Below are 13,757 nucleotides of genomic sequence, written 5' to 3'. Positions count from 1 at the left end.
ATGCCGTCGGGACTGCGACCGGCCGGGCGCTCGTCGTATCGCGCTGCCGCCGGGTGTGCTGGCGCTGGTGCCGGCCGGTGGAATGGAGCTTGCGGCGAGGGGCTGGAGCGCGACTGCGTCCTTGGTACGGCCTTCGGTCAGTCTGTCTGTGGGCAGAGTCCTTGCTCGTCCGGGTTCTTGCGGCGGGAGGTTGATGCCGCCTGTTGAGCCACCAGGTCGGCCAGGTGGGCGACGGTGGGCGCCTTCACCAGTTCGTCTTCGGGGATCACGATGCCCAAGCGTTCCTCGAGATTCATGGACAGCACGGCAACGGCGAGGGAATCGATGCCCGCTTGTGCCTGTGTGGCCGTGGGAGTGATCGGCGCGGCGGGCAGATCTCCCCTTTGGACCAGGATGTTTTTGATGAGCGCGAAATCGATGACAGGGGCAGTACCTCGGTCAGTGGCGGGCGTTGGAAGCGTTGCGCCGGTGTGGGGTGGCTGGCCCGGCACCTGTGGGTTGCTGTGGAATTCGGGCAGTGCGTTTACTGCGTCGTGGAAGAGCCTGGGCAGCCGATTCAGCCCGGGAAGAGCGGCATCGGTGACGAAGCAGACGCTGGTGATTCCGTTGTAGCTGCAGGCCACGATCGATGCTGGCTGGTGCCGCGGGAGCCAGTTGAAGGGCTGGAGGCGGGTGACTGGGTCTTGCTTGTAGCGCAGTGGCCGGTGGATGGCGAGGTAGGACGTGGTGATGGTGGCCCGATCGGGCGTGGTCAGCCGGGTCGCCAGAACCTGGAAGGCGCGTGCGGGGACGAGGTCCATCACAGAGCGCATGGCTTTGTGACGGCTCGGGTCCTTGGCCGCGCGGGTGGAGGTGATGACCTGGTCGAGGCGGCCTTCAACCGTCGGCTCGTGACAGGGAAGGGGCACGGGTGCGAAGGTGCAGTAGTTCCCCGGCAGGTCGCGCTCCTCGCCCCGGCGCAGGTTGACCATGGTGATAGCCGGCAGGGACCTGCCGGCGCCGCGGGGCCAGGATTGTGATGTCCAGGTGCGCAGGGCTCCGCTGAGGGCGGCCAGGAAGGCGTCGTTCGTGTCGCCGCCGCGGGCGGTGGCGGCCTGCCGCAGTCGCTGCGTGGGGACATGCGCCCAGCTGATGTCACGGTGGCCGGTGAGGGGCAGTGCCGTGTCGTTCCAGACGTTGTTGGTGGCGCTTGCGGCGAGCATGCTGCGCACGGTGCCCAGGTAGGCTCCGGCTCCTGCCCGGGACGCGGGCTGCACGGTGGGCGCGGGTGCGCTGCCGAAGAGAGTGGTCATGGTACCGATCAGGCCCATGCCGTCCTGGGTGCTGTGGTGTGCGCGCAGGCAGATGGCATAACGCCCCGGGGCGTATCCGGTCAGCAGCCAGATGTCCCACAGCGGGCCCGCGTCGGGCAAGGGGTGCGCGACGAGGCCGGCCAGAGCCGTCTCGAGGTGCTGGTCGCCTGAGGGGATGCGCTGTTCGTGAACGCGGTGCTGCAGGTCGGGGGCTGGGTCGTGGTGCCAGCGGGCTTTGAGTCCGGGGCCGCGCAGGAAGTGCGTCAGCCGCGGTTCGGATTTCAGGTGGGCGCCGACGTGAGCGCGGAGTTCTCTGAGGGCGGGAGCGGTTCCTTCCAGGTGGAGGATCACTCCGATGGTCTGGGAGACCGAGGGGTGGGCCTGGGCCATGGCGTGCATGGTCAGGTCCATGGGGGTGGGACGCAGGGGGACGGTCACGGTGTTCTCCGCTGTGGTGGGCTCGGTGGGGAGGCGGGGCTCAGGCCGGTGTGAGCCGGAAGATCCGCAAGCGGCGCCCGGAGCGGTGGGCGAAGGAGACGTAGGCCGGCCAGACTTCGACGAGGTGGTCCCAGGCGGCGGCCCGCTCGTCGCCCTCCAGGAGGGTGGCGGTCACCGGCAGCGTGCGTCCGCGGCGGGTCACGCTTGCGCTGGGTGTGGCGATCAGGTTGTGGGACCAGGCGGGGCTCGGGGGGCGGCCGAAGTTGGTGTCGACGACGAGAAAGCTTCCGTCTGCTTCGGGGTGGCACAGCAGAGGTGTCTGGCGGGGCAGGCCGCTGCGGCGGCCGATGGTGGTCAGCATCAGTGAGGGCAGCGTGGCAGGCATGAGCAGCATTCGGCCCCCGCTGAGACGATGAGCTGCCCGGTCGACGCCTGGCGCGATGTGGGACATGATGCGCACGAAGCGTGCGTTTCCTCCCGCTTTCTTCAAGGCTCGGGCGATGAGCCCGTCCTGCTGTGTGCGGCTGGTTTGAAAGGGCTCGATCTTCGCCGGTGTGGCGGCTGCGGGGCGCCCTGCGGCATAGTCGCGCCGGGCGCTGCCTCCGGTTGCAGCGGCCTTGCGGGTGAGCTCGGGAGCCAGGGCGTAGGCACGGTAGAACGAGGGCAGATAGCCGGGAATGTCAACGGTTTGCCGACGGCTGCTGATGGCCTGAACGGTCGCGGCTGCGACCTTCTCCGGTGTGGTGGGCGGCAGGAAGTCGGCGACCCTCGGCATGCGGGCCGAGGGGACGTGGACCTTGAAGAAGTCGGTGCCTACGACGGTGGCCGGGCGTACCAGAGTCACGCCGATACTGGAGTCGGCCAGTTCGATGCGCAGCATCTCGGTGTATGCCTCGACAGCGGCCTTCGCGGCGGCGTAGGCCGCCGAGGGTCCTTTGACGAAGATCCGCCCTGCGGCCGAGCCCATCGCCACGATCTGTCCACCGCCGCCCGCCCGCATCAGCGGCAGCACCGCTGCGACGGAGCAGACCAGGGCATCGTAGGAGGTGCGCATGGACAACTGGGCCTGCTCGACGGTCATCTCTTCAACGTCCGCCCAGCGGATGTAGGCGGCGTTGTGAACCAGGACGTCGACGCGTCCGTGCTCGGCATGGACCTTGGCGATCCACTCCTCCAGGGCGGGGCGATCGGTCACGTCGACATGCGCGAACTGGACGGATGGCGCCCCAGGCATCTGGATGAGGTCGGCAGCAGCTCGCTCGAGGCTCGCCTGGGAGTTGTCGCACACGTGCACATGGGCCCCGACCGCGGCCAAGGCACAGGTCAGGGCCCAGCCGATGCCCGCTGCACCTCCCGTGATCAGGCATACCCGCCCTGACAGGGAAGCGGGAGCCGGTTTGGAGCGGAAGGGGTTCATGGGGTGGTCCTTTCGGCGCTTTGCGCACTGCTGTGCCGGCGGGCCGGCAAGACGACGCGTGATGGCCGGATGCGGTGGGTGAGGTGGCCCAGGGCGAGCAGAGCAAACGCGTCGGTCAACACGGGAACGTGATACGGGAAGGGGCGCGGGCCGAGCATGTCGGGAACGGAGTGGATGCTGCCGTCGGAACGCTGCTGAGCGAGCAGGTAGCCAGCGGCGCGCGCAGCGGGAGCAGGGTCGAGCTGCCCGGCCAGAATGATCAGGGCGTAGGCGGTGCTGATGGCATCGCTCGCAGACCGATTCTGCTGTCCGAAGCCGCCGTCCGCGTTCTGTGTGGTGCGCAGCAGCTCGGTGATCCGACCGCTCATCGGGTGGTGGGGGCCAGCGGCGAGGTACGCCCTGAAGAGGGTGTGTAGGCGACTGCTGCTCCAGCCGGGGGGAAAGGAGCCGTCAGGCATCTGGCTCTCGGCGAGGAAACGCAGAGCAGGCTGGATGAGGTGATGGTGGCGCCCTTGAACATGGAGCGCGTTGATCGCCGCGGCGGTCATGCAGGCTTCGGAGGGCGTGCCTGATCCATAGGTAGGGAATCCGCCGTCGGTGCCGCGAACCGCGATCAGGGCTTCCAGCCCGCGTTGAATCGGATCGCGGTAGGTGACCGCGTCCAGCTGATGCAGGAATTCGATCGCGACGGTGGTGCAGTCCGTGTCGGAGAGCTCAGCCTGGTCAGTGTAGGACCAGCCGCCACTCGCGTGCTGAACGTGCACGAGGTGCCGGGCGATGCGGTGCAGCACCTTCTGCGGTGCGCCGACGGTGCACAGAGCGAGGCCAGAGACGACAGTGCTCCACGTGTCGGTGTCCGTGACGAAAGGCAGGCCGCCGTCCCCCCTCTGGTGCATGAGAGCGGTGCGCAGGCCGGTCTCTACGAGGCTCTCCATGCCGGGGACGTCCACCAAGGCGTGCAGGACTGACAGGTGAATGAAGAGGTTTCCCTCCCACACCGTGCCGGGGCGCTGGGTGGAAACCAGCACAGTGACGTCGTCCCGGCCCACCGGGCCTCTGCCCGCCGCCCGTCCCAGGATGGCCTTCACAGCAACGGCTTGCACCGCAGCCCAAGGATGCAGCGTGCTCGCCTCGATGGCACGGGCGTCAGCGTCGTCATGGACGGAACCCGCGCCCAGCATGGTGAAGATGGCGTGGGCCAGAGCGCGTTTGCGAGGTCCGGTGAATTCCGGTACCCGGCGGACCATGTCCTCCAGGGCCTGGCGACACGCCGGCTGCCCGGTACCCCGGCCCAGGACAGCCGCGGCTACGGTCGCGTCCATAAGGTCTTCGCTGTTCCGGTGGCGCTGCAGGTAGCGCACGATGCGAGTACGCGCCTCACGGTGGTCGGATGCACACCGTTCCACCAGTGCCAGGGCGAGCGCGGATTCAAGGACCCGGCTTCGGCAGGAGTCGCGCACGGCACCATTGGCTCCCACCCGGTTCAGCACGCGCGCCAAGAGCCGCTCGCGCCCGGCAGGCAGCGTTGCTGGGAAAAGCGACGACGGCCAGGCCGGGGGGAGTTGCTCTGCGGAAGGGAGTCTCATCGGTAGGACAGTCCTTGGAGGGCACGGAGAACTCGGTGGTGTGGATCGGAAGGGCCGGGCACCGAGGTCAGTCACACAGGCCGGGGCGCCCAGCGGGCGTCGAAGCGATGGGTGACGCCGAGCCAGTGCAGCGTCGCGGCCACGAAAGACCCGAGCGCCGCCACGTAACGCCGTACTCCATCCCGCTCGGTACCGGGCACGGCCATCGCGGTCAATGAGGCAGCCAGCGCATGAAAATCCCTCAGTCGGTCATCGCGCATCACCGTGACCTGTTCGCGCGCCGAGGACAGGGAGCAGCCGCGCTCACGGCTCAAGACGGTCACCAGGTTGTCGCGGCCCTTCCGCAGGTCGTCCTCGGCCGAGACCAGGTCATTGGTCCAGCCGGCCACATCAGCCGCAGCCCGCCGCAGGGCCCTCACGAGGTCCTCCCCGGCGGGCAGGCCGGGCCAGGGCGCGCCAGTGGTGCACTCCAGGATGTCTGCCATAGGCAGGGCGGTGATAGTTCTTCGACGCCGCAGGACGTAGTCGTGGAGCCCCAGCTGGTCCCGGTCGGCGCGGCCGGTGGCCTCTTCATGCGTAGCCAGGGCGAAGTCGCGGTAGTCAGCAACGAACCGCTCCCGCCACTGAGTGGGCATCCGCGGAGCCGTACGCCGCCACAAGTCGCCCAGGGCACGCTCGAACCCGCTGCCAGATCCGGCAGAGCCACCGGTGAGCACGTCCAGCAGCCGGTTGAACAGCGAAGCGACCTCGTCCGGCCGGACATCGGCCCCGCCGCGGTCGAGCCGGTCGTCGACCAGGCAGATGAATGCAGCCCACTGGGCCGTCAGTTCCACATCGCAGGTGGTCGCCTCCGGCGCGGTCAACTCAGCGAATTCCCCCAGTCGCATAGCAACCAGGCGCTTCTCTTCAAAGGCGTCGACCACCAGGCTCAAATCCCGTGCCCATGCCAGCACTGCCGCGCCGACCTGGATAGCCCGGACCTCACCCGGCAGGTCAGGGCGGAGTAGGCCAGCACGAGTTTCCCCCGTCATCCGCCTCAGCCCAGCCCCGGTGTCACATCGACACGGCCCGCGAGCGTGGCCAGGCTGCTCCCAGTGGGAACCGGTGACACACCGAACGCTCGCGAGAACACCGCCGAACCGTCCGGCTGGAGCATCGTGTCGAACGGCCTGCCCTCAACCGAGCCAGGCGAGTTCAGGGACGGCATAGTGACCGTGACCTTCGACACGTCGATCTCGTACGTGGAGAGATCAACCGGCTGCGCGGCTTCATCTCCGACAGCCCCTTGCACCAGCATCGACCGCCGCGCCAAGTCACCCTGCGCCCCAGTGAAGCGAAGACTGCGCCCGTCCGAGGCCCGCGTGAAGGTCATGCCACCGCCCGCCGACCAGGACCCCTCGGTCAGGTCGAGGCTGATCTTGCCCTTCATCGGCCACTGCACACACGGGGTCGGCCCCGAAGAGTCGAGCACGGCCGGAGCGTCGGCCGTCGTCGCAATGCCGTCGGCCGCCAGGCGCTCAGCCGCCACGGAAGACAAGCACCACGTGACCGTCCCCGCAACAGGCATGACGGGCCCCGCAGCCACAGCCGCAGACACGCCCACAGCCGACAGAGAAAGCAGAGCAGTGACGATCACTGTACGACGCCGCATGAGCAAGCCTTCCTTTAGAGGGCTGCCAGATTTGCCTATAACACCTCCAAAGTCGGATGAATAAACGTTTTCCCGGCCGAAGTTCACCTGAAGGCGTGAGAAGGTGCCTGCTCCCCCTGAGCTGTAACGCGAACACCGTCGGCGATCCTCATGAGCGAACGTCGCGTGCCGGTTCCGTCTAGGTTCTGTCCGGCAGATCACTGAAGGGCAGCACGCCGCGTCGTTCCGGCCGTGGCACCGGCCAGCGCTTGCCGGTCTGTTGGATCACCGGGTGGGCGAACGCCAAGCCCCGACATTAAACGTCAAATGCCTCTTTCTACCTGGACGGGTGGCATCCGACTGATCATGTCTTGTCCTGCGACTGTCTTACTTAGCGTAAAGGCATGACAACTCCAGCAAGTTACCGGCAGGGCTCGACATGGCTCCAGACCAGCCCGGTCGACTTCAGCCACTCACTCACCGGTGCCGACAGGACCGATGAGCGGATCTCCGAGATCCCGGACCTCACGATCCCCTTCCCCGGAGTGTGGGAGATCTCGTACCACGCCCGCTCGTACACCGGCGGGACCGCAACGGCGAGTTTGCTCGTCCGTACTGCACTGTTCAAGAACGGCCAGGTCATCCTCGGCACTGAAGCACTGACCGGTGGGAAGTGGGAAGGGCAGACCACCCCCGGGCAGACGATCCTGGAGAAGTTCGACGCCAATGACGTCATCACGCTCCACGCGTACCGCATCGGGACGGGCAGCGCCCAAGTCATCAGCAACGGCGACGGACGTACGGGCGTCATGGCGCACTGGGTGAGCCCCGGTTTCTAGGCCACTGCTTCAGTCAGCTGGGGCGCCAACTGGGCGGATGTGCGTCTGAAGGTGCAGATGCACGGCGGCACGACATGGCTCCCCGCCGTCGACTGGGACATCAACCAGGCCGATGGCAGACGCGCCGGCAAGCTACCCAGGGGCATTCAGGAGATCCACACGGGCGGGTGACAGCGACATACCGGACGACAATCCCGTCGGCTGGCTCCTCGATTACGTGTAGCCCAATGACCCCGGCCGAGCCGCCGCCGCGAGCTTTCTTGCGGGATCCATCCCGGAAGCTGGACCAGACGTCAACGAGTGAGGGGAATGTCCGATGGCGAACGAACTCAAGTACGGCGATCAGATCCACCTGCAGAACGGGTACAACAGCTGGCAGGGCGGTTACCTCGACACCCTCAACCACAGCCCCCATGCCGGCCTGAAGCACGAGGTGGCCACCGCCGACAGCCCCACCCGCGCCCAGGGCTCGGGCACGTGGGAGATCCTGTCCGCCTCGGGTAAGGCAGCCGGCCAGCCTGTCCTGAGCGGGGACCTGGTCCACCTGCGCAACCTCTACGGCGGCGACGGCGGCTACCTCGACACCGCAAACCACGCCAGCACCGTGCAGAAGAGCGTCGGCGGCAAGTACGACGTGTCCACCGCCCAGGCCACGAACCGTGCCCCCGGCAGCGGCAGCTGGCGGATCTTCGCCCAGACCTCCGCACCCGGCGACCAGAACGTCCGGGAAGGAGACATCGTCCACCTGTGGAACACCTACGACGACAACGGCGGCTTCCTGGAGACCAACCAGAACGCCACAAACGGCGGCAAGCTCGACGTCTGCACCAACGCCTACTTCAACCGCGGCGGCAACGTCGCCGACTGGAAGATCAGTAAGTAAGGCGCACCCCTCCTCCCGCGACACCTGGTCCCGGCTGCCGCACCGGCCGCCGGGGCCCAGCCTCATGCGCGGGGCCGTGATGAAAGGCAGCGTGGGCCCGCGCTTGCTCAGCCGGACCTTGGCGAGCGCGGCGTGCCGGGCCGCCGGCCGGATAACGACTTGCTCGCAGCTGTCCATGAGGTGGTTGCAGTTGATCACTCGGCTGAGCTTGACCTCTTCCGCGGATGCGCCTTGGCCGGGGAAGAGCACGAGCTGGGCCGTGGGGCTGACTGGGAACCTGATCTCGTGGGCACCCTCCAGGCCAAGTGCCTGTTTCTGAACCACGTATCAGCAGGTCAAGAACTGTCAGTCCGAAATGGGAGTCGCTGTTGCTGGTGTGGCATCAGTTGGCGAAGCGGCGGACATCGTGACGTCGGTCCGTACCCCACAGCGGGCCGTTTCCGGCCGTGATCCTGCATCCGCCGGGCAGAGCGGATAAACCAGATGTCACCTGATCGAAGGGCGTTCTGACGACGCCGAGCGTGTCGCTGTGGCCCCCTGCGAGTCTTCGTAGGCCGCGAAAGGCCAGCCCTCTCGTGGTCCAGCGTTAGTCCGCGAGCAAGGAGCCACCGTGAGCACTCCCCCACAGACGCCTGTCCTGGCCGGGTACTTCAGCGTGCAGAAGCTCGACTGGCCCGACGGCAAGGGCGACGTCTTCCTCACGTACAACCATGATCAGATCCTGTCCACTTCGAGGGTGCTCGTGGCGGCCTTCCAGGTGTATCAGGGCAAGCCGCATACCCAGGCGGGGGCCGACTTCATCGTGGCCCAGGTGGCTCCCTTCGACGGCGGCGTCAGGATCAAGGTCAAGGTCGACTACTCGATTCCGCTTCCCATCGGCACCAGCATCCTGGTCCTGAACTAGGCCCCTCGCCGACGGTCCGGTACGGCCTCGAACCCTCACTCGCGGGCGAGGCGGGCCTCGGCACGCACGACGTGCGAGATCCTCGCCGAGGGACCAGTTCCCGTTCGTGGAACGGTCACGGTGACCGTTCCACGAACGGAAGTCTTCGCGGCTGGTGTGGCGCGAGCAACAGGACGCTACGAACTGATGACGGTCACCTTGGCTCACTGCCTGCCTGTTACCAAGCTACTGAGCCCGCGTCTTCCGGGGGTTCAGAAACAGGCACCGAACCCTTGGTAGGCGTCACTCGGGGGTTCCGGGCGCCAGAGTAAGAGGAGTGCGTCGGAGGTGAGGAAGGTCGGCTTGCAGCTGGGCTCGAGTCCCCAGTGCCGAGCTCGGTACTGCGGGATGCACGCTTGGACGGAGGTGGGCGGCACGGCTACTGCTTCGTCGTGGGCGAGGTCGTTGCCGCCGTTCATCGCTTGCGTGCCGTGGTAGTAATCTCAGGCGCCGTGGGCTTCGGCTGCCCGTAGCGGGTGACCGAGGTGCTTGCGGATGAAGTACTCGGTCATCAGCGCCTGGTCGACCTCGCGGCCGTTCGCGTAAGCGGTGACGTCGCGCCCAAAAAACAGCATCGTGCGCTGCCTCGGTGTCCGGCAGCCAGGCAGAGGCAGAGCATCGTCGGCCCGGGCGGCCGGAGGCACCCGCCTCGTCTGTTCGGCGCAAGGCCGCAAGCCCCTGCCCTTGCAGGCCGCTGACCTCGTGCTCGATGGCCGTGCAAGGGCATGCCGTTCTCGTCCGGCTGCTACGCCGGTTGGCACCTCCTGCGGACCCCTCGCCCCCGAGCCGGCGTCCGTCACACCCACCGATCCCCGGGCGCTGGCGCCCTAACGGCCGGACTGGGTTGCCAACCGCTCCGGGGGAGAGCGCGAGCGGACGTCGCGCGCAGGAATTTGTTTACGGCTGGGCCTTGGACAGGCGCCAGATGGTGACGTTTGCGTCGCGATTCCAGTAGCCGTTGGTGACTACGTCGTAGGTACCCCCCGCCGGTGCCGACTTGCCAGCATTGATCTCCAGGAAGCTTCCGTTGCCGTACAGGTTCCACAGCAGAACGGGGTCGCTCACGCGGACGCACTGGTCGAAGGGGCTGGAGGCCATGTCGAAGATGCGCCAGGTGCCGGTCCCCTCTCCTGCACGGTCGGCGTCCCGGTTGGTGGAGACGTCGTAGACAGCACCGACTGTCCGCTGGTTCGCGTCCGCTTGGCCGTTGACGTCCAGGTAGCCGTTGTCGCTGACGTTGCGCAGGTGGACGAGGTCTCCGGTTTTGATCTGGTCGCCGGTGCTCTTTCCTGCGGCCGAGACGATCTCCCAGGTGCCGCTGCCGGGGGCGCGGGTGGCCGTCGGCGCTGTGGCAACCGTGTGGATGGCCCCTGCACCGGCGGTGCTCGACTCAGTGGAGGCATCCAGGAAGCCGCCACTCCCCGTGGTGTAGCCATTGTTCATGTAGACCTTGTCGCCGTACTTGAGCTCGTTCGCCATCAGATCCCCATGGTTGAGGTGAAATGGTGCATATGCCAGGTAAAGCTAAGCAGGGGGTCTGTGAGCAGCGGGAGAGCGCGATCAGCTCATTGGGCGGCGTGTAAGAGGTACCGCTTCTCCACCTTCAGCTTCGCGCGCCCCCAGAGCTACTCAGTACTTGGGCGGCCGGAAACGGGCGCTGAATGTCGCGATCTACTTGGAGTACCAGACCTCGATTGCGCTGAGCCGCGACAGGTCCACGGTCGTCAGGCCGCTCACGAGCCCGAGCCGGATGGAACTGGCGCTTTCATGCGTTCGGCCTTCTGCCGTACGGGCGCGGAGTGTCGCATACCTAGCCGAGAGGGGCTGCGACGTCGACGACCAGGCCCGGTCCATCACGTCGCTGACCGTCTTAGCATCGCGCGCCGCCTCGAAGACGTGAACGGACAGCAGGGCCACGGTCTCGGGTAGTTCAGAAGCAGCTACGCCCACCGTGCCGCACAGGACAGCGACGGCTGGCTCCGCCCGGCCAACGCATCCGCACCCGTGCAACGGCTCCTGCACCTCGTCGGCCTGGACGACCTCATGCCCATGTATGCCACACTCCAGGCCGCCCTCCCCTCCTGAAGAAACCGGCCAGGCGCCCGAGAGCTGCATGCGTCGCACGGATTCCCTCACGTGCCCCTGCCGGGCCCCGGGCCTCGAACTCCGGCCCTCTTCGCACGAGCGGTCAGCGTCGCGCAGGATCGGGCTCCGACGGCTTGGGCCTGGGCCGTCGCACCGCGTTCATCCTTTCGTGGTCTCCCGGTGCGGGAGCAAGCCCGGGGCCTGTGGCGATCAGTAGCGTGCGGAAAGCCGTCGTTCGCACGGCATGTGCGCGCCGCCCGGCGCGGCCCCCTGCTCCGGAGGTGTCCCGATGGTGAGTATTGGCGGCCTGCTACCCCCGATCGGGCTGGAGATCCCGTGCTCCGGCTACGCCGTGAACGTGCCGTTGAAGATCGACGCGACCGGTATGGTCGAGCTCGACTTCAAGGGCGGCATCAGGGTCCGCATCGAGGCGAACCTCAACGGCGGTCTCGGCGGAGTGAAGATGAGGATCATCGGCGAGGAGTACAGCGCCGACCACCCGACGCTCGGCAAGGTCACACTCTCGCAGGCCGACGTCGACACCACGCCGCTCAGCCTGCTGGAAGTCCTCTCGAACATGCCGCCGACGTTCAGGAGCACCCTGTTCCACGACTTCACCCTCACCGTCGAGAAGTTCCCCGGCACCGGTGAGCCGATGGTGCTGTCCAACACCAAGACGATGACCACCCTGAACAGCAACCTCACCGTGTTCCCCCCGCAGGGCGCCGTCTACCAGCTGCAACAGCCGGTCGACTTCGCACCCGTCGGTGACCCGGGCAACGTCGTCGTGCAGCTCATGGCCCTTCCGATGACCATGTCCCACAACCCCTGACCGCCCGCCCCGCCCGTCCCGTCTGCCTGTCGACAGGCCGGGAGGGGCAGGCGCGCGGCACTTGGTGCGGACCCCGCTGGGCTCCTAGCGGCCAGGGCTCTGTCGGCCGATACCTGCTCGCGCGTCGTTCGTGCCGAGGCCCACGGCCTCGCCCGATGCGCCGAAAGTCCTGTGCTGTTTCGTGGGGAGCACAGACCGGTGCTCATGTCGATAGCCCATGGGTGGGACAGCGTGTCCGGCCGAAGCGCTCGCGGCCGAGCCGGTTCCGCCGCGTCCTTGCAAGGCAACGGGAACTGAAACCTTGATTTGCTGGCTCGTTTGACATTAAGACAAGCATTCGCCCCTTTTGTCGCGGTCGTCTCGTCGCTCAGTGTCGTAGCCAACAGCGGCTCGACGGAGGGGACTTCATGGCGGATTGGGTCAAGGTCGACGGTGGTCTCTCGGCCATCTCGGCGGGGTCCAGGACGACGGTGTGGGGTGTGAACTCCGCGAATGCCGTCTACCGGTACACAAACTTCGACGGCAACCCCTGGGTCAACATTCCGGGTGGGCTGAGCGACATCGGTGCCGCGGCGGACGGCACCGTGTGGGGCGTCAACAGCGGCAACCAGATCTACCGGTACACCGGCGACCAGAGCACGACGAACTGGGTGGGCATCAACGGCAGCCTGGTCCGCATCGATGCGGGTTCCCGGACGAACGTGTGGGGCGTGGACTCCGCCGGCGCCATCTACCGGTACACCAACAACGACACCAACCCGTGGCTCAAGATCCCCGGAGGACTGAGTGACATCGGCGCCGCGGCGGACGGCACCGTGTGGGGCGTCAACAGCGGCAACTATGTCTTCCGGTACACCGGAGACCAGGACAGCTCCAACCCGTGGCAGAGCGTCGGCGGCAGCCTGAAGCGGATCGCGGTCGGCTCCCGGACCAACGTGTGGGGCGTCGACACGGCAGGCAGTATCTACCGGTACACCAACAACGACGCCAGCGGCAGTAACCCGTGGGTCAAGATCCCCGGCAACGCCACCGACATCGCCGCAGGCGCCGACGGCACCGTGTGGCACGTCAACAGCGCCGGCGCCATCTACCGGTACACCGGCGACCAGCCAAGCTGATCCAGTCCGACAACCGTGCGGGCCCGGCCAACAGGTCGGGCCCGCACGGCTGCTCCGGTCTGTAGCCCCCGCGCCGCTGTCCTGCTCAGCTGGCCGCGAGGCGGAACCGGCAGCAGCCCAGCGCGCGGCCCGCTGCCCGATGGCCGAGCTTCCAGAACAGGTCCACCAAAAGCGGTACGGACAGGCGGCGCGGATGGGCCGCTTGGGCGTTCGGTGACGGAGACCAGGATCTACCCGAGGAGCTTGCCCACGTTGATGTTCATGCCCCGGAGTTGAGCGAATGCCGGGGCCGTCACCGTCCCCACAAGATTGATGGGGTTGGCAAGTTGATAGAGCTGGCCACCGACCGGACCGGGGTCGACGCTCGGAGCGACCGCTGAGGCACTATACGCCGGAAGGCTCAAGCCACCGAGGGCAAGGAGCGCGACAGCCGCGGCTCTGGACCCTTTATTCATTTCTGTTCCTTACGGGGTTCGGATAGCGTCCGGCACGCGTCACCCACCGGGACGGGCGCGCCTGCCTGCCAGACCAACGCACCAGGCGGATCTTGGTAACGGCCGCACGCAACAGGCGCAGGGCGCTCACCCGCGACACCTCGCGTGGGGGGGGGGGGGGGAGAGGGGGGGGGGGGGGGAAGGGGGGAGGGGGGGGGGGGGGGGGGGGGGGGGGGGGTGGGAGGGAGGCGGAAGTAGGC

Annotated in this window: 13 protein-coding genes; 5 read left to right on the top strand and 8 right to left on the bottom strand. The window is 67.3% G+C overall.

What is annotated here, in order from left to right; genetic code table 11:
• Positions 1–137 precede the first annotated feature (137 nt).
• The 5 genes from ACZ499_RS15130 to ACZ499_RS15110 form a co-directional block, all read right to left on the bottom strand.
• Positions 138–1,730: a wax ester/triacylglycerol synthase domain-containing protein gene (locus ACZ499_RS15130; RefSeq protein WP_468675200.1), complete on the bottom strand. Its 1,593-nt coding sequence runs from the start codon at positions 1,728–1,730 to the stop codon at positions 138–140.
• 40 nt (positions 1,731–1,770) lie between these two features.
• The gene (locus ACZ499_RS15125; RefSeq protein ID WP_468675198.1) at positions 1,771–3,147 is read right to left on the bottom strand and encodes an SDR family NAD(P)-dependent oxidoreductase; all 1,377 of its coding nucleotides are present in this window, start codon (positions 3,145–3,147) and stop codon (positions 1,771–1,773) included.
• A complete protein-coding gene (locus ACZ499_RS15120; RefSeq protein ID WP_468675197.1) occupies positions 3,144–4,733 on the bottom strand; it encodes a prenyltransferase/squalene oxidase repeat-containing protein in 1,590 nt (529 codons plus the stop codon). Before ACZ499_RS15120 ends, ACZ499_RS15125 begins: the two co-directional genes overlap by 4 nt.
• 71 nt (positions 4,734–4,804) lie before the next feature.
• Positions 4,805–5,656 (bottom strand): terpene synthase family protein, encoded by an 852-nt coding sequence (locus ACZ499_RS15115; protein WP_468675473.1) that lies wholly within the window; start codon positions 5,654–5,656, stop codon positions 4,805–4,807.
• Positions 5,657–5,769: 113 nt separating this feature from the next.
• A complete protein-coding gene (locus ACZ499_RS15110; RefSeq protein ID WP_468675195.1) occupies positions 5,770–6,261 on the bottom strand; it encodes a hypothetical protein in 492 nt (163 codons plus the stop codon).
• A gap of 506 nt (positions 6,262–6,767) precedes the next feature.
• Between ACZ499_RS15110 and ACZ499_RS15105 the strand changes: the two genes are divergently transcribed.
• The 3 genes from ACZ499_RS15105 (at position 6,768) to ACZ499_RS15095 (ending at position 8,989) form a co-directional block, all read left to right on the top strand.
• The gene (locus ACZ499_RS15105; protein ID WP_468675194.1) at positions 6,768–7,202 is read left to right on the top strand and encodes a hypothetical protein; all 435 of its coding nucleotides are present in this window, start codon (positions 6,768–6,770) and stop codon (positions 7,200–7,202) included.
• Positions 7,203–7,518: 316 nt separating this feature from the next.
• Positions 7,519–8,085 (top strand): hypothetical protein, encoded by a 567-nt coding sequence (locus ACZ499_RS15100; RefSeq protein WP_468675193.1) that lies wholly within the window; start codon positions 7,519–7,521, stop codon positions 8,083–8,085.
• 610 nt (positions 8,086–8,695) lie between these two features.
• On the top strand, positions 8,696–8,989 hold the full coding sequence (locus ACZ499_RS15095) for a hypothetical protein (RefSeq protein ID WP_468675192.1): 294 nt from the start codon (positions 8,696–8,698) through the stop codon (positions 8,987–8,989).
• A 482-nt stretch (positions 8,990–9,471) separates the two neighbouring features.
• Here ACZ499_RS15095 and ACZ499_RS15090 read toward each other — a convergent pair whose 3' ends face one another.
• The 3 genes from ACZ499_RS15090 to ACZ499_RS15080 form a co-directional block, all read right to left on the bottom strand.
• On the bottom strand, positions 9,472–9,603 hold the full coding sequence (locus tag ACZ499_RS15090) for a hypothetical protein (protein ID WP_468675190.1): 132 nt from the start codon (positions 9,601–9,603) through the stop codon (positions 9,472–9,474).
• A gap of 322 nt (positions 9,604–9,925) precedes the next feature.
• Complete coding sequence (locus ACZ499_RS15085) at positions 9,926–10,507, bottom strand: hypothetical protein (RefSeq protein ID WP_468675188.1); 582 nt, start codon at positions 10,505–10,507, stop codon at positions 9,926–9,928.
• A gap of 192 nt (positions 10,508–10,699) precedes the next feature.
• A complete protein-coding gene (locus tag ACZ499_RS15080; protein WP_468675186.1) occupies positions 10,700–10,945 on the bottom strand; it encodes a hypothetical protein in 246 nt (81 codons plus the stop codon).
• Between the two features lie 457 nt (positions 10,946–11,402).
• Here ACZ499_RS15080 and ACZ499_RS15075 point away from each other — a divergent pair, with 457 nt between their 5' ends.
• Positions 11,403–11,945, top strand: coding sequence for a hypothetical protein (locus ACZ499_RS15075; RefSeq protein ID WP_468675185.1), 543 nt, complete (start codon positions 11,403–11,405; stop codon positions 11,943–11,945).
• 407 nt (positions 11,946–12,352) lie between these two features.
• Positions 12,353–13,063 (top strand): tectonin domain-containing protein, encoded by a 711-nt coding sequence (locus ACZ499_RS15070; protein ID WP_079664075.1) that lies wholly within the window; start codon positions 12,353–12,355, stop codon positions 13,061–13,063.
• The last annotated feature ends 694 nt before the right edge of the window (positions 13,064–13,757 follow it).

The sequence above is a fragment of the Streptomyces sp. NPDC031265 genome (genome assembly GCF_055570295.1).
This window is presented reverse-complemented; position numbering and strand designations above follow the sequence as displayed.

What these genes read in the sequence shown, in the direction of transcription:
- ACZ499_RS15125 (WP_468675198.1), bottom strand. Translation starts at nt 3,147, where the DNA reads ATGAACCCCTTCCGCTCCAAACCGGCTCCCGCTTCCCTGTCAGGGCGG.
- ACZ499_RS15120 (WP_468675197.1), bottom strand. Translation starts at nt 4,733, where the DNA reads ATGAGACTCCCTTCCGCAGAGCAACTCCCCCCGGCCTGGCCGTCGTCG.
- ACZ499_RS15105 (WP_468675194.1), top strand. Translation starts at nt 6,768, where the DNA reads ATGACAACTCCAGCAAGTTACCGGCAGGGCTCGACATGGCTCCAGACC.
- ACZ499_RS15100 (WP_468675193.1), top strand. Translation starts at nt 7,519, where the DNA reads ATGGCGAACGAACTCAAGTACGGCGATCAGATCCACCTGCAGAACGGG.
- ACZ499_RS15090 (WP_468675190.1), bottom strand. Translation starts at nt 9,603, where the DNA reads ATGCTGTTTTTTGGGCGCGACGTCACCGCTTACGCGAACGGCCGCGAG.
- ACZ499_RS15085 (WP_468675188.1), bottom strand. Translation starts at nt 10,507, where the DNA reads ATGGCGAACGAGCTCAAGTACGGCGACAAGGTCTACATGAACAATGGC.
- ACZ499_RS15075 (WP_468675185.1), top strand. Translation starts at nt 11,403, where the DNA reads ATGGTGAGTATTGGCGGCCTGCTACCCCCGATCGGGCTGGAGATCCCG.
- ACZ499_RS15070 (WP_079664075.1), top strand. Translation starts at nt 12,353, where the DNA reads ATGGCGGATTGGGTCAAGGTCGACGGTGGTCTCTCGGCCATCTCGGCG.